13 protein-coding genes are annotated in these 16963 nt (G+C 62.7%); 8 read left to right on the top strand and 5 right to left on the bottom strand.

The features are described from left to right. Positions 1–596: 596 nt before the first annotated feature. From ACNJYD_RS23515 to ACNJYD_RS23505, 3 genes are read right to left on the bottom strand one after another with little or no spacing between them, the layout of a single operon-like run. Entirely contained in the window at positions 597–1466 is an 870-nt protein-coding gene (locus tag ACNJYD_RS23515) for an ABC transporter permease (protein ID WP_212256397.1), read from the bottom strand. Continuing rightward, the gene (locus ACNJYD_RS23510; RefSeq protein WP_212256395.1) at positions 1463–2404 is read right to left on the bottom strand and encodes an ABC transporter permease; all 942 of its coding nucleotides are present in this window, start codon (positions 2402–2404) and stop codon (positions 1463–1465) included. Before ACNJYD_RS23510 ends, ACNJYD_RS23515 begins: the two co-directional genes overlap by 4 nt. Positions 2405–2452: 48 nt before the next feature. After that, the gene (locus ACNJYD_RS23505) at positions 2453–3964 is read right to left on the bottom strand and encodes an ABC transporter substrate-binding protein (RefSeq protein ID WP_212256393.1); all 1512 of its coding nucleotides are present in this window, start codon (positions 3962–3964) and stop codon (positions 2453–2455) included. A 210-nt stretch (positions 3965–4174) separates the two neighbouring features. Between ACNJYD_RS23505 and ACNJYD_RS23500 the strand changes: the two genes are divergently transcribed. From ACNJYD_RS23500 to ACNJYD_RS23480, 5 genes are read left to right on the top strand one after another with little or no spacing between them, the layout of a single operon-like run. Next, positions 4175–5383, top strand: a complete 1209-nt coding sequence (locus tag ACNJYD_RS23500; RefSeq protein ID WP_210268451.1) for an ROK family transcriptional regulator — start codon at positions 4175–4177, stop codon at positions 5381–5383. Beyond that, on the top strand, positions 5380–6162 hold the full coding sequence (gene nagB / locus ACNJYD_RS23495; protein ID WP_212256391.1) for a glucosamine-6-phosphate deaminase: 783 nt from the start codon (positions 5380–5382) through the stop codon (positions 6160–6162). Before ACNJYD_RS23500 ends, nagB begins: the two co-directional genes overlap by 4 nt. Positions 6163–6182: 20 nt before the next feature. Next, positions 6183–7754 (top strand): gamma-glutamyltransferase, encoded by a 1572-nt coding sequence (ggt, locus tag ACNJYD_RS23490; protein ID WP_212256970.1) that lies wholly within the window; start codon positions 6183–6185, stop codon positions 7752–7754. Between the two features lie 44 nt (positions 7755–7798). Next, complete coding sequence (locus ACNJYD_RS23485) at positions 7799–9409, top strand: ABC transporter ATP-binding protein (protein ID WP_212256969.1); 1611 nt, start codon at positions 7799–7801, stop codon at positions 9407–9409. A gap of 37 nt (positions 9410–9446) precedes the next feature. Beyond that, complete coding sequence (locus tag ACNJYD_RS23480; protein ID WP_212256389.1) at positions 9447–10676, top strand: Gfo/Idh/MocA family protein; 1230 nt, start codon at positions 9447–9449, stop codon at positions 10674–10676. A 543-nt stretch (positions 10677–11219) separates the two neighbouring features. Here the strand turns inward: ACNJYD_RS23480 and ACNJYD_RS23475 are convergent. Beyond that, positions 11220–11354: an ANTAR domain-containing protein gene (locus ACNJYD_RS23475; protein ID WP_246571084.1), complete on the bottom strand. Its 135-nt coding sequence runs from the start codon at positions 11352–11354 to the stop codon at positions 11220–11222. Beyond that, a complete protein-coding gene (locus ACNJYD_RS23470) occupies positions 11354–11533 on the bottom strand; it encodes a hypothetical protein (RefSeq protein WP_337993356.1) in 180 nt (59 codons plus the stop codon). Before ACNJYD_RS23470 ends, ACNJYD_RS23475 begins: the two co-directional genes overlap by 1 nt. A 604-nt stretch (positions 11534–12137) precedes the next feature. Here ACNJYD_RS23470 and clpB point away from each other — a divergent pair. The 3 genes from clpB (at position 12138) to ACNJYD_RS23455 (ending at position 16959) form a co-directional block, all read left to right on the top strand. Further along, positions 12138–14777 (top strand): ATP-dependent chaperone ClpB, encoded by a 2640-nt coding sequence (gene clpB / locus ACNJYD_RS23465; RefSeq protein WP_439363458.1) that lies wholly within the window; start codon positions 12138–12140, stop codon positions 14775–14777. A 133-nt stretch (positions 14778–14910) separates the two neighbouring features. Next, positions 14911–15219, top strand: coding sequence for a UBP-type zinc finger domain-containing protein (locus ACNJYD_RS23460; RefSeq protein ID WP_439363456.1), 309 nt, complete (start codon positions 14911–14913; stop codon positions 15217–15219). A gap of 165 nt (positions 15220–15384) precedes the next feature. After that, the gene (locus ACNJYD_RS23455) at positions 15385–16959 is read left to right on the top strand and encodes an aldehyde dehydrogenase family protein (RefSeq protein ID WP_212257304.1); all 1575 of its coding nucleotides are present in this window, start codon (positions 15385–15387) and stop codon (positions 16957–16959) included. Positions 16960–16963: the final 4 nt, after the last annotated feature.

The raw sequence follows: 16963 nt of genomic DNA, 5'->3' as shown, positions 1-16963 counted from the left end.
TCGATGCAAGGATCGGTTGCAGAATGAAGCGGCGCACGCATCTGACAAGAGTACTGCCTTGACCGTTTGAGGAGGACGCGGCTGTTCACGCCAGCTAGCCGCAGTATCCAATTTAGTTAAGTAGTGCCGACGTTTGACGCGAAGGCGGCGGTCGACTACCGCTTCGCGGCAAAGAATGAGCCCGGTAAGACCCGAATGCGATCGTCGACGGGATCACGTAAGCGACACGCGCGCGATGGCGGACCAAGCTCTGCAGGCAGCCTATCGTTCGCAAGGCCTGGAGCCGGACAGTGACTCGAGTGCAGACAATTTAGCGTTTTGTTGAAGCGACGCCCGCGAGCCTGGGTCCGGTGATAAAGTCGATTGGGCTCAAGTCGGGGCAAGTGACTGGCTCGGTCATAGATTGGTGCGCGTTGCGTCCATGAGAGAGCAACCGCGGCACGTCTGAGAAGAATTTCCACGCAAACGCACTTCTTGCGTCAATTTTGTGTTGCTGCTTGAGAACTATGGATCCTGGTAGCAAGTCCCTTCCCCTTACCAGCAAAGCTTATGCTGCCGAGTTCTCGCATTGCAGCGGTGCACTTGGACGCCGCGCGCTAGTGTCTGGGATTTAGAGCACTGTTCAGGCCGTCGCCGATGAGGTTGAAGCCGATCACGAGCGTGATGATCGCAAGGCCGGGCCAAAGCGCCATCCATGGTGCCTCGCCGAGAAACTGGCGCGCGACATCGAGCATGGCGCCCCAAGAGGGCGCGGGCGGCAACTGACCTAGCCCGAGAAATGCAAGGCTTGCTTCTGCCAGAACTGCGATCGCCATGGTGAGCGTCGCCTGTACGATGGTGGGCGCCAGAACATTTGGCAGCACTTGCCCGGCCAAAATGGCGAAATGACCGAGCCCTTGGGAACGGGCAGCCAAGATATAGTCCTCTGTGCGCACAACCAGGGTCTCGGCGCGTGCAACGCGGACGAAGACCGGAACGGCAGAAATGCCGATTGCGATCATCGCATTCTCCAGGCTGGGGCCAAGAAATGCGGCCAGCGCAATCGCGAGCACGAGAAAGGGGCAGGCGAGCAGGGCGTCCGCAAGGCGCGAGATCACCATGTCGGCGAGGCCGCCGAAATAGCCGGCGATGAGCCCCAAGGGAAGTCCGACAAAGACCGCGACGGTTACCGAGATCATGCCGGCAGCCAGCGAGGCTTGCGTGCCGAAGACGACACGCGAGAGTACATCTCGACCGAGATCGTCCGTCCCAAACCAATGTGCCGCACTGGGCGCAGCACGCACGGCCATCCAATCGGGTGTGTTTGGATCGTAGGGCGCGAGCCACGATGCAAACACGGCCAGCACGATGAAGAACAGGATGATCGCGCCGCCGATCAATGCGGAAGGCTCGTGGAGCAGCCGGCGAGGTTCGGAGCCGCGCCCATGCGCCTGGGCTGCAATCGGCTGCGTCTCGATCGTGCTCATGATCGAAGCCTTGGATTGAGCGCGGCGTAGGCGAGATCGGCAATGAGGCTCATCAACAGAAAGATGGCTGCGGTACAGAGCACGACTGCTTGCACGACAGCGTAATCGCGGCTGAACACGCCATCGACGACCATCTTGCCAAAACCCGGGATTGAAAACACCTGCTCGGTCAGGACCGCTCCCGCCAGCAATTCGCCGAATTGAAGCGTGCCGAGGGTGACGACCGGGATCATGGCGTTCGGCAGGGCGTGGCGCAGCACGATCGTGCCTTCGCGGACGCCCTTGGCGCGGGCCGTGCGCACATAATCCTGCTTCATGGCCTGGATCATCGCGCTGCGGACATGGCGCATCATGATCGCAGCGGTGCCTGTGCCCAGCACGAGCGCCGGCATCAGCATCGTCAGCAGGTTTTGCCCGATGCTTTCGGAAGGCGGAACGAAGCCGCCTGCAGGCAGCCAGCCGAGATTCACGGAGAACAGCAGGATGAGCATGATGCCCAGCCAGAAGTGCGGAATGGAAAGTCCGGCCAGTCCAAACATGCTGGCGCCGTAGTCGAGTGGCGTCCCGCGCCACAACGCGGCAAAGATGCCGATCGGTAGGCCGATGGCCAGGGCAACCAGCATCGAGAGGGTCGCGAGTTCGATCGTCACGGGGAGCTTCTCGACCAGCATCTTGCCGATCGGCAAGCGGGTTCGCACCGACGTTCCGAAATCACCCTGGATCACGGCTTTGAGCCAGATGGCATACTGCACCGGAACCGGATCGTTGAAGCGATACTTCTGCCGCAGAAATTCCACGACTTCCGGATTGTGCTCTTCACCGGCCAGCGCCAGTGCCGGGTCGCCGGGCAGCAGCTTCTGCAGCCCGAAGACCATCATCGACACCAGCAACAGGGTCGGCAACGAGACGGCGAGCCGCCGAAGAAGCAGGGTCTTCATCGACGCAAACTGTTGCTCACGCGGCCGGGGTGCTGCATACGGTGCGCCTCAGTTCGTCGGCTTGACACCGACCAGGCGGAGAAGGCCGTCCGGAACCATCACGATGCCGCCGACCGACTTGCGGGCTGCGAAGAACCAGTTCGGGTGATAGAGCGGGATCGATGACAGGTTACCGAGATATACATCGGTGACCTTGGCGTAGAGTGCCTTGCGCTTGGTCTCGTCTGCCTCGGCCCGGGCCTGATACAGAATCACGTCGAGATCCTTGTTGCAGTACTTGTTGACGTTCTGTGAGCCCGCGCAGCTGAAGAAGGCAACCAAGGTCGGATCCGGATCCGCGCGGCCGCTCCAGTTGCCGATATAGGCTTCGAAATTGCCGTTCATGTAGCGCTCGATCGCCGTGGCCGTTTCCATCGGCAACAGCTTGACGTCGAAGCCGGCCTCACCCGCCATCGACTGGATGATCTGCGCGACGCGGGAATCTCCGGCCGTGTTCTCGAACTGCAGCTCTATCGGCACGCGGGTCATTCCGGCGGCGGCAATCATCGCCTTCGCCTTGGCGACGTCCCGCGCAGGCGCCTTGTGTGCGGCGTCGTAGTAGGGCGAGGAGGGCGGAATCATCTGGTTGTCGGCCAAGAACTCGCCGTTGAAGGCGACCTTGTTGATGACGTTGCGGTCGATCGAGAGCTCAAAGGCCTGGCGCAGCGCCGCGTTCTTGCCCAGCGGCGTGTCGGCCTTTGCGCCGGCTCCGACGTTGAACATCAGATGCGAAACGGCAAGCCCCTTGCCGGAATGCAGCGCAAGATTGGAATCGTCGCGGATGGTCTTGAGGTCGGTCGGCGCGACGCGCTCGGCGAGGTCGAGATCGCCGGCCCTCACCCGTGACAGCCGAACCGTCGAGTCGGGGACATAGAAGTAGACGACCTCGTCATAGCCGATCTGTCCGACGTTCCAGTAGCCCGGATATTTCTTGACGCGAATGAGGTCGCGCGACTTGCGCTCGACGAATTGATACGGACCGGCACAAACCGGCGCGGCGGCAAATTCACCGGCTTTTTCCATGGCGGCCTTCGGCGACACCATCATGCCAGCACGGTCGCTGAGGTTGGCAAGCAGCGGGACGAACGGCTCCGACAGATTGAACTTCACCTTGTCGGCGGCGAGCGCCTCGACGCTCTGGACCGGCGCAAGCTCTGACTTTCGCTTGGAGTCCGGCAGCGTCTTCATACGCTCGATGTTGAATTTGACCGCGGCCGCATCGAACGCGGTGCCGTCATGAAAGGTGACGTTCTTGCGCAGCGCGAACGTGATCGACTTGCCGTCTGCAGCCCATTCCCATGATTCCGCGAGCTGCGGCACGATTTTCAGGTCGGGCGAGATATCAACGAGCTTGTCGCAGAGCGCCGCGAAGACAAAACGTCCCGTGTAGGTGCCGCCAAGTGCCGGATCGAGCGCATCGGGATCGTCCTGAATGCCGACCCGCAGCGTCGCTGCATTGGCTGAGGCCAGGCTCGATGCAATCGTGAAAAATGCCGCCAGCGCGATTCCGATCCGTTTCATCCGGAGGTCCTTTCGTCCCTAGGCTCTGCTTCCGCGGTGGAAGACAAGCACGGCCGGGTCAATTTGTAAATATGACGAACAAATGGGCGTCCTGATACGTAATGAGGTGCCAACCCGCTGGGGTATATGACGGAAAATCGAAAAAAAACACCCTTGACGGAGGGCTGATCGAGCGATTTAGTTCTGAGAGTGGACTAATTGGACAGACTCATGCAGGACGCCCCGTCTTCGCCCGTTGCCCGACAGCAATCCGTGCGTCTTGTGGTCGAGCGTTTGCTGCGCGATCGATCAGTCTCGCGCGCCGAAATCGCGCGCAGCACCGGCCTGTCCAAGCAAACCATCTCCGAAGTGATGCGCGAGCTCGAGCGCGACGGCTGGGTGCGCGAGGACGGGCAGATCCAAGGCAACGTCGGAAGAAGTGCGGTGACGTACGCGCTTCGGCCGGACGCCGCCTTCGTCTTGGGCATCGACCTCGGCGGTACGAAACTGCATGTCGCGCTCGCTGATCTGCACGGCGAGATCGTTGCCGAGAGCATCGAACCCACCTCCAACGACGGTGGCCGTGCCGTCGTCGCCCAGATAGGGCGTATGAAGGATGCGTTGCTGGTGCGGGCCAATGTCCCTGCGCAGCGCCTGCGGGGTGGCGTCATGGGAAGTCCCGGCATGGTTGATCCGGGATCCGGCAGCATCGTCATTGCGCCCAACATTCCCGGACTTGATAGCCTGGATGTAAAGGCTGCCTTGCGCGAGCAACTCGGCATCGAGGTCCTCATCGAGAATGACGTCAATCTCGCTGCGATCGGGGAGCATTGGCGCGGCAGCAGCCGCGCAATCCGCAGTTTCGCCTTTATCGCGCTCGGCACCGGCATCGGCATGGGCATCTTTTCGGATGGCAGCCTTGTGCGCGGCGCACGGGGGAGCGCCGGCGAGATCGCCTATCTGCCACTTGGCGGCGATCCCTATGACGCACGTGGTCTGAAATACGGCACGCTGGAGACCGCCGTCGGCAGCGCCGGCATCGTCGAGCGCTATGTCGGTCTTGGCGGCGCGCCCGCCAGCACGGTGCGCGACGTCTTCGACCGGCTGCAAGGCGAGGAGGCAGCTCGGATCACCATCGATGAGATCGGCCGGATCCTCTCGACCGCCATTCTGGCCGTGCACAGCGTGCTGGATCCGGAAATCATCATTCTGGGCGGGAGCATCGGAGCGCGGCCCGAGTTGAAGCATCGTATCGACGACTATCTGGAGCGCTGCATGCTTCAACCGGTTCGCATTGAGCTCAGCACGCTCGGCAATCGCGCCACGCTGATCGGCGCGATCGGTAGCGCGATCGACCTCATGCATCGGTCGCTGTTCGGCATCGGCCGCGGGTCGGGCCCCCTCGCGCTGCCATTTGCGGCAGCAGAAGTCGCGGCATGAAAGAGTACGCACCGAGGATCGAGATCGTACGGAGCGCCGCTGCCGCAGCTGCCGCGGAACGGGGGGCTGAACGCATCGTTGCCTGCATGCGCAATCGGACGCAGCTGACCCTCGGCCTTGCGACGGGCGCGACGATGACGCCGCTGTATGCCCGTCTCGTCGCGGCAAGCCGTGCGGGCCTGATCTCGTTTCGCGAGGTGACGTGCTTCAACCTCGATGAATATGTCGGTCTTGCGCCGAGCTCGGCGGGAAGCTTTCATCGCTACATGCATGAACATTTGTTCGGGCACGTGGATATCGAGGCCGGGCGCGCAAGGCTCCCCAACGGCATGGCCGAAGATGTCGCGGCGGAGGCAGCCGCCTATGAAGCGCAGATCGCCGCAAGCGGAGGCATCGATCTGATGCTCCTCGGCATCGGCGCCAACGGCCATATCGGCTTCAATGAGCCGGGCTCCGATTTCGCCTCGCGGACCCGCGAGGTCGAGCTCGATGAAGCGACGCGTGTTGCGAACGCAGGCGGCTTTCCGGACCTCGCTCATGTTCCGCGGCGCGCGATCACGATGGGGATCGCGACAATACTGCAGGCCAGGAGCATTCTTCTGGTCGCAACAGGGTCGGAGAAGGCGGCCGCAGTCGCAGCCGCAATCGAAGGTCCGATTGGACCCGCGTGCCCGGCCTCGGCGCTTCGACTGCACCGCAACGTCGAGATCATCTGCGACGAGAAGGCTACCGCTGCACTGGCCAAACGGCCCCGGAACGAGACTCGGAGAACCGCTTGAATTGGCGACAGCGCGATTTCATGGTGCCGGGACGGTCGCTCGCGGTCGGTGATCGCGGCATGGCCGCGGCCTCGCATCCTGCCGTTGCGCTCGCGGCGGTGGCGATGTTGCGCAGCGGCGGCAATGCCGTCGATGCCGCGATCGCTGCGATTGCACTCCAGGGCGTCATCGATCCGCACATGACCGGCGTGGGCGGCGATTGTTTTGCAATCTATGCGCCCGCGTCCGGAAAGCCCGTTGCGGTCAACGGCTCCGGCAGGGCGCCGCAAAAGGCCGAGCTCGGTTGGTTTCAGCAGCAGGGACTGACATCGATTCCTGATGACTCACCCCATGCCGTCACGGTGCCGGGGGCCGTCGATGCGTGGTGCCGGCTCTCTGCCGACCATGGATCCAAAAGCTTGGATGAGGTCTTGGCGCCGGCGATCCGCGCGGCCGAGACCGGCTTCGTTGTCACCCCGCGCGCCGCGCTGGATTGGGCGCGCTACGCCAATCGTCTCGAACGACATCAGGCCGGCATTCCCGTCTACCTGCCCGGTGGCGCTGCGCCTGCCGTCGGCGCCAGGCTCAGCCATCCCGCACTCGGCGCGACGTTGCGGCGGATTGCGCGCGAAGGGCGCAGCGCGTTCTACGAAGGCGCGGTCGCAGAGGAAATCGTCGCAACGCTGAAGGCGATGGGCGGGTTGATGCAACTCGAAGACCTCGCGGGCGCGCGACCCGACTACGTCACGCCGATTTCCACCGACTATCGCGGCCACGAGATCTGGCAATGTCCGCCCAACGGGCAGGGCGTCGCCGCGCTATTCATCGCCCGCTTTCTTGCCGGCTTCGACATGGCCGACCCGTCGCTGAGCGAAGCGGATCGCATCCATCTCCTTGCCGAAGCGACCAAGGCGGCTTATCGGCAGCGCGACGCGCTGGTCGCCGACCCCGCATTCCATCCGCTCGACGTCGATGCGCTGCTCTCGGAGCGAACAGTCGCGGCCTTGCGCGGCCGCATCAGCAGGGAGCGCGCGAGCGAGCCGACGGTGTTCGACATGCCGGTCCATCGCGATACGGCCTACGTCGCCGTCGCCGATCGCGACGGCAATATGGTCTCCCTGATCAACTCCCTGTTCTTCGCCTTCGGGAGCGGTATCTACGCCCCGCGATCGGGCGTGCTCCTCCAGAATCGCGGCGCGGGATTTTCCCTTGTCGAGGGACATCCCAATGCGATCGCGCCGCGCAAGCGCCCCTTCCACACCATCATCCCGGGCCTGCTCTCGAAAGATGGCAAGCCGACCATGGTTTTTGGCGTCATGGGCGGACAATATCAGGCCACCGGACATATCCAGATCCTGAGCGGAGTGCTCGATCGCGGCCTTGATGTGCAGCAGTCCTCTGATGTGCCACGAAGCTTTGCCTTCGATGGTGTGTTGACGCTCGAGCCAACGATTCCCGCGGCTGTCGCCGACGATTTGACCGGGCGCGGTCATCGCGTGGTCTGGGCGGACGAGCCGCTCGGAGGTTGCCAGGTCGTGCACCTCGACAGATCCAGGGGCGTCATGTTCGGCGCGTCGGATCATCGCAAGGACGGCATCGCGCTGGCAGTTTGAGCGAAGGGGCGGGCGACGATGGTGGATCGGATGACATGAACGGGATGGTAGAGGCGATCCTATCCATCGAGCACCTGACCCTGGCGTTGCCGCCGGGCGCGGATCGCGCTTTTGCCGTCGAGGACATTTCGCTCGCCCTCCACCCGCGACAGATCCTTTGCGTCGTCGGTGAATCCGGCTCGGGCAAATCGGTCTGCGCTTCCGCGGTGATGGGGCTATTGTCGAAAGACATTCGCTGGACCGCGGGCAGTATCCGGTTCGAGGGACTGGACTTACGTGCTCTCTCTCCGGCAAAGTGGCGGAACCTGCGCGGCCGGAAGATCGCGATGATCTTCCAGGAGCCGATGACCGCGCTCAATCCGGTGATCCGGATCGGTGCCCAGATCATCGAGGCGTTCGAAGCGCATCACCAGCTCACGCCGGCCGAACGCGAGGTGCGCGTGCGCGCGCTGCTCGAGGAAGTCGGCCTCCGCGATCCCGAGCGCATCATCCGTAGCTATCCGCATCAACTGTCCGGCGGGCAGCGTCAGCGCGCCATGATTGCGATGGCTCTGGCGCTCGAACCCTCGATTCTGGTGGCGGACGAGCCGACCACGGCGCTCGACGTCACCACGCAGGCGCAGATCCTCAAGCTCATCCGAGACATCCAGCAGCGGCGTGGCATGGCGGTGTTGTTCATCACCCACGATTTCGGGGTTGTGGCCGACATCGCCGACCGTGTCGCTGTTATGGAGAAGGGGCGCGTCGTCGAAGAAGGTACGGTCGACGAGGTGCTTGAGCGCGCACAGCATCCCTATACGCAGAGATTGCTGGCAGCCGTGCCGCGCGGCATTCCGCGGGCAAAAGTCGAGGACGCAGACGCGCCCACCGCCTGCGCGGCATCAGGACTCGTGAAGACTTATAAGAGCAGCGACTGGTTCAGCCCGCCCGCGGAAGTTCCCGCCGTGAAGAGCGTCAGCTTCGAGATTCGTCGCGGCGAGACGCTCGGCCTGGTCGGGGAGTCCGGTTCGGGCAAGAGCACGATCGGCCGGCTTGTCATGCGGCTGACGGACGCGGATGCAGGGGTCGTCCACATCGGAGAATTGAATTTCTCGGACGCCCGCGGATCGGAGCTGCGCGCCGCGCGCAAACACATCCAAATGGTGTTCCAGGATCCTTTCGCCTCGCTCAATCCGCGTCGTCGAGTCGGGCAGATCATCGCCGATGGACCGATTGCGCATGGGGTGCCCGCCGCGCAAGCGTTTGCGCGCGCCAGGGAATTGCTGACGTTGGTCGGGCTCGATTCCGGCGCGGTGCAACGTTACCCGCATGAGTTCTCCGGCGGACAACGCCAGCGGATCGGCATTGCGCGCGCGCTTGCGCTGGATCCCGAGGTGCTCGTGGCCGACGAGCCCGTGTCGGCGCTCGATGTCTCGGTCCAGGCGCAGGTGCTCGCGCTGCTCGAGAGGTTGAAGAAGGAGTTGCGGCTCGCCGTTCTCTTTATCACGCACGATCTCAACGTTGCCGCCCAGGTCTGCGACCGGATCGCGGTGATGCGGTATGGCGAGATCGTCGAAGTCAAGCCGGCCGCGGACCTGTTGAGCCGGCCCGAACATCCCTATACCCAGACATTGCTGGCGGCTATTCCGGGTCGGCAGCGGAGAAAGTCGCATTGAAAAAAGACGGCGATTGTCGCTGAAGGAGGCGTCTTGAATGCAGAAGTTCGCGGAACTTCCGGTGCTGCGCGTCGGTCTCGTCGGAAGCGGCTTCATTGCCGCATTTCATCTGCAGTCCATGCTTGGCGTGCGCAATGTCAGCATCGGCGGTGTCTACAGTCGGTCCGCCGAGCGACGAAAGCGCATCGCGGAGAAGGCCCGGAATCTTGGCCTCGGACCGGCGCATGTGTTCGATAGCATCGAGGCCATGGCGACTTCCGGTGAGGTCGATGCGCTTTGGATCCTGACGCCGAACGATACGCGCCTCGATATCATGCGCGAGATCCATGGGGTGACGAAGTCGGGAGCTCCCTTGCGCGCCGTGGCCTGCGAAAAGCCGCTGGCGCGCACGCTCGCCGAGGCGCGCGAGATGCGCAGCCTCGTCGAGGATGCTGGCCTGCTCCACGGCTATTTGGAAAACCAGTTGTTCTCGACCGCGGTGACGCGTGGCAAGGACATCATCTGGCGGCGTGCCGTACCTGGAAGCGGGCGTCCCTATCTCGCCCGTGCCGCGGAGGAACATTCCGGACCGCATGAGCCCTGGTTCTGGCAGGGCGACAAGCAGGGCGGTGGCGTGCTCTCCGACATGATGTGCCATTCGGTCGAAGTCGCGCGCTTCATGCTGACGGCGCCCGGCGCGAGCCGCGACAGCCTGCGGCTGGTCAGTGCCAGCGCCACGACGGCCAATCTCAAATGGACGCGCCGGCGCTATGCGGCCGATCTGAAGACGCGGATGGGGATCGATTTTGCGAAACGCCCGGTCGAGGATTTCGCGCGTGGCATCCTGACGCTGGAAGACATGGATGGGCATCAGGTCCTGATCGAGGCAACGACCTCCTGGGCCTATGTCGGGGCCGGCCTGCGCATCCAGCTCGAATTGCTCGGGCCCGAATATTCGATGGAGTTCTCCTCACTCTCAACGGGCCTCAAGGTGTTCCTGGCCCGGACGCTCAGCGGTTCCGAAGGCGAGGACCTCATCGAGAAGCAGAATGCCGAGCAGGGTTTGATGCCGGTCGTCGAAGACGAAACAGGCATCTACGGCTATACTGATGAAAATCGGCACATGGTCGAAGCGTTTAGGCGCGGGCTCAGTCCTGCCGAAACGTTCGATGATGGCGTCGGCGTCATGGAAATGTTGATGGCGCTCTATCGGTCCGCCGAGCTCGGACGCACCGTGCATTTCCCGGACCAGGAGCTAGAGCACTACGTTCCCCAGGTCGCGCGCTAACAGCGCGCGCAGTGTGCGGGACTTGAAACATGATCGGTGATCCGGTCCAAGGAGGCCATCGCGGCTTGCCAAATGCGCTCGGGCGCCTCGGCGTTGTCTGAATGAGTCTCAGCGTGGAGTTCTACGGCTGCCGGTCTGCGACGACATAGAGTGGGAGTAGTGCTGCTAGCTCTTATTTCTTACCTTGCGTAGCTTTAGAAATGTCGCTCGCATTAAAATTCCCTGACCAAGTACCTTGAAATTGGCTTAGCTTGGTTGGACTCGGCTATCAACGCCGCCCTGAACAAAGAGCGCGGCAGCGCAGTGGCGCGTGCAGAAGCGAAGGGTGTCGCTACGGTGCTCAACACGTGTTTGGTGCGGCGGCAAACGATAGACCGGGATCGAGAAAGTGGAGTGCGCCGCGCAGTTGGTGTGTCCGACACCAACATATGCCCTCAGTGCCTTGGTTCTGCGCGACTGTCTGAAAATAGAGACTCGGATTCAAAACATAAAAAGGGGGCATAGGAAATTGCGGCCCGTTCCTCGTTCCCAACAGGAAGCAATCTAACCCGTCGCGCGTGGCAGCATACCCCTTGCCGTTATCTCCGCCGAGAGTTCTTCGATCGTCTGGCGCTGCTCCATCGCGGTTCTGCGGATCAACGCAAAGGCGGCAGGCTCGGCGAGCGTATGCGAATGCATTACCTGAAGAACGGCGGCAAACACGAGGCGACGTGCCCGCAGACGCTGCTCGAGTTGACAATTTGTTGTTTCAATTCGCTTGTGCGTTCGTTCCGCTCGAAAGCCATGACGAGCGCTGCGTAGATGCCGGCCGGTCGCAAGGGCTTGATGAGGAACGAAGCTGGATCGAGTTCGAACACCAGCTTGAGTCGGCTTGGTGTCTCGGTGCCGAGCAGGGCGATGACAGGCGATCGCGCCGGGAATGCGCGTTGCGCCGGACTAGCTCCAATCGGAGCTCGATTGCTGGAGCTAGCTCAAATTGGCCCGTGATGGGTTGGAGCGAGAGTTCAGAATTCTCAACGGGTTAGAGGGCAGCCTGTGCGCGGCGTGTGAACCGGGAGATCAAGAGCAATCTTGCGACATTCGGAGGTCGAGATCGACCAGTTGGGAAATGGGTTGTCCGTGCAGAAGGCGAAGTACCTCCGCTGAGGCGCGCGGCCCGAGTGGTTACTGGCGCGGACGACCGGGCCACCGCTCAAGCGCGGCGATATGAGCGCCCACTGTCGCAGTACACTTGGCGTCGGCAACGAAAACCGCCTTGCGAGTTGACGAATGTCAGTGCGGGCTTGCGGAAACCCAAAGAGCATGCCGGGTGCGTGCCTTGCGCATAATTCAGTAACGGCGGGCGGTTGGGCGACCAGATCGTGGAGCTTCAATGCCTTGATCGCGATCGAACGCAAAACCGGTACACCCTGTTGCTGATCGCACTCCGGGGCGGAGCGGCATCGCCGAGGGAAGACGATGATGAATGTTGAACGATACACCGAGCGCTCGCGCGGTTTCATCCAATCTGCGCAATCGCTCGCGATGCGCGAAGGTCATCAGCAGTTTTCCACCCTGCATCTGCTGAAGGTCCTGCTTGATGACAGCGAGGGCCTTGCTGGCGGTCTGATCGACCGCGCTGGCGGCAATTCCCGTGCAATCCTGAAGGCGACCGAGGACGCCCTCGACAAGCTCCCGAAAGTGTCTGGTGGCGGCGCCGGGCAGGTTTATCTCGCACCCGAACTCGCGCGAGCCTTCGACGCCGCTGAAAGGGCAGCAGATAAGGCCGGCGACAGTTTTGTCACGGTTGAGCGGCTCCTGCTCGGCCTCGCCATGGACAAGAACAGCGAGGCGGGCCAGCTCTTGGCGAAGGGCGGCGTTACCGCGCAGAACCTAAATGCGGCGATCGAATCCCTGCGCAAGGGCCGCACGGCCGACAGCGCCACAGCCGAGAATGCCTATGACGCGCTAAAAAAATATGCCCGCGACCTGACCCAGGCCGCGCGCGACGGCAAGCTCGATCCGGTCATCGGCCGCGACGAGGAGATCCGTCGTACGATCCAGGTGCTGTCGCGCCGGACCAAGAACAATCCCGTTCTGATCGGCGAGCCCGGCGTCGGCAAGACCGCCATCGCCGAAGGACTTGCGCTGCGCATTGTCAACGGTGACGTGCCGGAGAGCCTGCATGACAAGAAGCTGCTCGCGCTCGACCTCGGTGCGCTGATCGCCGGCGCGAAATATCGCGGTGAGTTCGAGGAGCGGCTGAAGTCCGTGCTCCAGGAGGTGACCGCGAGCGAAGGCACCTTCATCCTGTTTATCGACGAGATGCACACGCTGATCGGGGCCGGCAAGGCCGACGGCGCGATGGACGCGTCGAACCTTTTGAAGCCCGCGCTTGCCCGCGGCGAGCTGCACTGCATCGGCGCGACTACGCTCGACGAGTACCAGAAGCACGTTGAGAAGGACGCCGCGCTGGCGCGGCGGTTCCAGCCGATCTTCGTCAGCGAACCCTCAGTCGAGGACACGATTTCGATCTTGCGTGGTCTGAAAGACAAGTACGAGCAGCACCATGGCGTGCGGATCACTGATTCCGCGCTGGTTTCAGCTGCGACGCTGTCGCACCGCTATATCACAAACCGTTTCCTACCGGACAAGGCCATCGACCTTGTGGACGAGGCGGCGGCGCGGCTGAAGATGCAGGTCGATTCCAAGCCGGAGGAACTGGATTCACTGGATCGGGAAATTGTCCGGCTGAAGATCGAGCAGGAAGCCCTGAAGAGGGAAAGCGATCCAGGCTCCAAGTCCCGGCTCCAGACCCTGGAGAAGGACCTCGCCGAGCTCGAGGAGAAGTCGGCGGCGCTGACGGCGCGCTGGAGCGCCGAGAAGAGCAAGCTTGTGAACGCCCAGAAGCTGAAGGCGGAGCTCGATGGCTTGCGCGTTGAGCTCGCCAACGCCCAGCGGCGCGGCGAATTCCAGAAAGCTGGCGAGCTGGCGTATGGCCGGATCCCGCAACTTGAGAAGCAGCTCGCGGACATCGAGGCCAAGGAGAATTCTGGCGAGATGATGGAGGAGGCTGTCACCGCCAACCACATCGCGCAGGTGGTCTCGCGCTGGACCGGCGTGCCCGTCGACAAGATGCTGGAAGGCGAGAAGGAGAAGCTCCTGAAGATGGAGGAGCAGCTCGGCAAGCGCGTCGTCGGCCAGGCCGAAGCCGTGCGTGCGGTCGCAACCGCCGTGCGCCGCTCGCGCGCCGGCCTGCAGGACCCGAACCGCCCCACCGGCTCGTTCATGTTCTTGGGCCCGACCGGCGTCGGCAAGACCGAGCTGACCAAAGCCTTGGCGGAGTACCTGTTCAACGACGAGACCGCGATGGTCCGCCTCGACATGTCCGAATACATGGAGAAGCACTCGGTCTCGCGGCTGATCGGCGCGCCTCCCGGCTATGTCGGCTATGACGAGGGCGGTGCGCTCACCGAAGCGGTGCGGCGCCGGCCCTACCAGGTCGTGCTGTTCGACGAGATCGAGAAGGCGCATCCCGACGTCTTCAACGTCCTGTTGCAGGTGCTCGACGACGGCCGCCTGACCGACGGCCAGGGCCGCACCGTCGACTTCCGCAACACGCTGATCATCATGACCTCCAACCTCGGTTCGGAATATCTGGTGAACCAGCCGGAGGGCGAGGACACCGCGGCCGTGCGCGAGCAGGTGATGGGAATGGTGCGGGCGCACTTCCGCCCCGAATTCCTGAACCGCGTCGACGAGATCATCCTGTTCCACCGGCTGCAGCGCAGCGAGATGGGCCGGATCGTCGAGATCCAGTTCGCACGTCTGCAGAAGCTCCTGACCGATCGCAAGATCGTGCTCAGCCTCGATGCCGCCGCCCGCGACTGGTTAGCTGCCAAGGGCTGGGATCCCGCCTACGGCGCAAGGCCGCTGAAGCGGGTGATCCAGCGCTACCTCCAGGACCCGCTCGCCGAGATGATCCTCGCCGGCGACATCAGGGACGGCGACAACGTCGCGATTTCGTCCGAAGGCAACGTGCTGACCTTCAACGGCAAGGCGCCGCAGACCGCGGAGATTGCGCAGTTCGAGGCGCCGGCGCCGAAGCGGAAGTTGAACTGAATGGCGTGGACGCCGGCGCAGCGCGCTGCACCAGGGAATATCAGACATAACCGGCAGCACCAGGGCAACGCTCGGCAGCGGGCAGGAATTGAGATCAGGCAGAACGCATTAGGCAACAACTGAGCAGGATGACATGGCACAGGGTTGCAGGCACTTGGCAGGAATTCATGACGTCGTTCCCACTTCCCTTGGGTGTGAAGAATGCCTGCAACTCGGCGATCCATGGCTGCACCTGCGCGTGTGCCGAACTTGCGGTCATGTCGGTTGCTGTGATCAGTCGCCCAATCGGCACGCGACGAAGCATTTTCATGCAACAGGTCACCCAATCATCGAAGCCTATGATCCGCCCGAAGGCTGGGGCTGGTGTTATGTCGATGAATTGATGTTCGATTTGTCGGATCGGCCCACGCCGCAACTTGGTCCGATCCCAAGGTTTTATTGACGCGCAGCACCGCGCCGCTCGACCAGAGCCTCTGAACGCTTGTGTGGACTCCGCACAGGCAGTCGATGCGATGCTTTCCCGCGTTTGGGTTGACGGCTGTCAAGGTGGAGCGTTGCTCGACGCGTCATCGTCAGCTTCGAAACCCAACCTGCTAAGGAGATGGATATGGTCGCGCGCAGTGCCAGCCGTAGTTCCGACCGACACGAAGCCAGAGTACCGGATGGCACCAAAGTTCAAACGAGAGATCTGCAGCCTTATGATCAGTTGGAGCTATTGCCGATCGCCGGGAACTGGCGCCATGGGCAGGCAGAGCACAGGTTGATCGACAGGAATCCCTTTAACGGCGATGTCCTCCTCGAGATCAAACAGGCCGATCGTCGCGATCTTGATGCTGCGTTTGCAGGAGCTGCGAAGGCCCAAGTGGAGTGGGCTGTCTCAGCACCGGCGGCGCGGGCGCAGGTATTTCGCCGCGCAGCAGAGGTGATGGAAGCACGTCGTGGCGAAATCGTCGACTGGCTGATCAAGGAGTCCGGCAGCACGCGACTGAAAGCGAACCTCGAGTGGGAAGTGACGCACACCGTCATGCTGTGGGCGACCTCGGTGCCCCATGCGGTCGAAAGCCGCTCCATTCCGTCCGACATTCCGGGCAAGGAAAATCAGGTGCGGCGCAAACCGGTCGGCGTGGTCGGGGCGATCAGTCCTTGGAACTGGCCGCTCCATCTGAGCAATCGCACCATCGCGCCGGCACTCGCAGTCGGAAACGCCGTTGTGGTGAAACCGGCAAGTGATACGCCGGTCACGGGCGGATTGTTGTTGGCCAAAATCTTTGAGGAGGCCGGCCTGCCGGCAGGGCTCCTGAGCGTCGTTATCGGCGCCGGCAGCGAAATCGGCGACGCCTTCGTCAGTCATCCCGCGCCACGAGTCATTTCGTTCACCGGCTCGACGCCGGTCGGCCGCGGGATCGCAGAGCTTGCCGCGAAGGCGTCCATCATCAAGCGCGTTGATCTGGAACTCGGTGGCAATGCTCCCTTTGTTGTGCTCGCCGACGCTGATCTGGATCAGGCCGTAGAGGCCGCAGTGTTCGGCAAGTTTCTGCACCAGGGCCAGATCTGCATCGCCGTAAACCGCATCCTTGTCGAAGAGCCCGTCTATCAGACGTTCCTTGACCGCTTTACGGAGCGGGTGGCGAGGTTGAAAACAGGCGACCCCCGCGACGGCGATACGATGATCGGTCCGATCATCAACAACTCGCAGCTTCAGAAGCTGATGGCACGTGTTCGCCGCGCCAGCGACGACGGCTGCAAACAGGTGCTCGGAGGCGAGCCGGACGGGCTCGTGTTGCCGCCGCATGTGTTCGTAAACGTCACGAACCGGATGGAAATTGCGGCAGAAGAGATATTCGGACCTGTGGCGCCGGTCCTCCGGGTCGGCAACGCCGAAGAAGCCTTGGCGGTGGCCAATGAAACGAGTTTTGGACTAAGCGGCGCCGTATTCACGCGCGACGTGCACCGGGGCGTGCACTTTGCCCAGCGAATGCAGGTCGGTATGGCCCATGTCAATGATCAATCGGTCATCGACTTGCCGACCTGTCCGTTTGGTGGCGAGAAGAATTCCGGCATTGGCCGATTCAACGGCTCTTGGGCGATCGAGGCGTTCACGACGGACCAGTGGTTGACCGTGCAGCACGCGCCGCGAGGCTATCCCTGGAGTGCTTCCGCCGTGCAGGGGCCGTGGTCCTGAAAGG

Source organism: Bradyrhizobium sp. SPXBL-02 (genome assembly GCF_051853065.1).
GTDB lineage: Bacteria > Pseudomonadota > Alphaproteobacteria > Rhizobiales > Xanthobacteraceae > Bradyrhizobium.
This window is presented reverse-complemented; position numbering and strand designations above follow the sequence as displayed.

Coding starts and splice junctions, on each gene's coding strand:
- ACNJYD_RS23515 (WP_212256397.1), bottom strand. CDS start 1,466: ATGAGCACGATCGAGACGCAGCCGATTGCAGCCCAGGCGCATGGGCGC.
- ACNJYD_RS23510 (WP_212256395.1), bottom strand. CDS start 2,404: ATGAAGACCCTGCTTCTTCGGCGGCTCGCCGTCTCGTTGCCGACCCTG.
- ACNJYD_RS23505 (WP_212256393.1), bottom strand. CDS start 3,964: ATGAAACGGATCGGAATCGCGCTGGCGGCATTTTTCACGATTGCATCG.
- ACNJYD_RS23500 (WP_210268451.1), top strand. CDS start 4,175: ATGCAGGACGCCCCGTCTTCGCCCGTTGCCCGACAGCAATCCGTGCGT.
- nagB (WP_212256391.1), top strand. CDS start 5,380: ATGAAAGAGTACGCACCGAGGATCGAGATCGTACGGAGCGCCGCTGCC.
- ggt (WP_212256970.1), top strand. CDS start 6,183: ATGGTGCCGGGACGGTCGCTCGCGGTCGGTGATCGCGGCATGGCCGCG.
- ACNJYD_RS23485 (WP_212256969.1), top strand. CDS start 7,799: ATGGTAGAGGCGATCCTATCCATCGAGCACCTGACCCTGGCGTTGCCG.
- ACNJYD_RS23480 (WP_212256389.1), top strand. CDS start 9,447: ATGCAGAAGTTCGCGGAACTTCCGGTGCTGCGCGTCGGTCTCGTCGGA.
- ACNJYD_RS23475 (WP_246571084.1), bottom strand. CDS start 11,354: ATGCATTCGCATACGCTCGCCGAGCCTGCCGCCTTTGCGTTGATCCGC.
- clpB (WP_439363458.1), top strand. CDS start 12,138: ATGAATGTTGAACGATACACCGAGCGCTCGCGCGGTTTCATCCAATCT.
- ACNJYD_RS23460 (WP_439363456.1), top strand. CDS start 14,911: ATGGCACAGGGTTGCAGGCACTTGGCAGGAATTCATGACGTCGTTCCC.
- ACNJYD_RS23455 (WP_212257304.1), top strand. CDS start 15,385: ATGGTCGCGCGCAGTGCCAGCCGTAGTTCCGACCGACACGAAGCCAGA.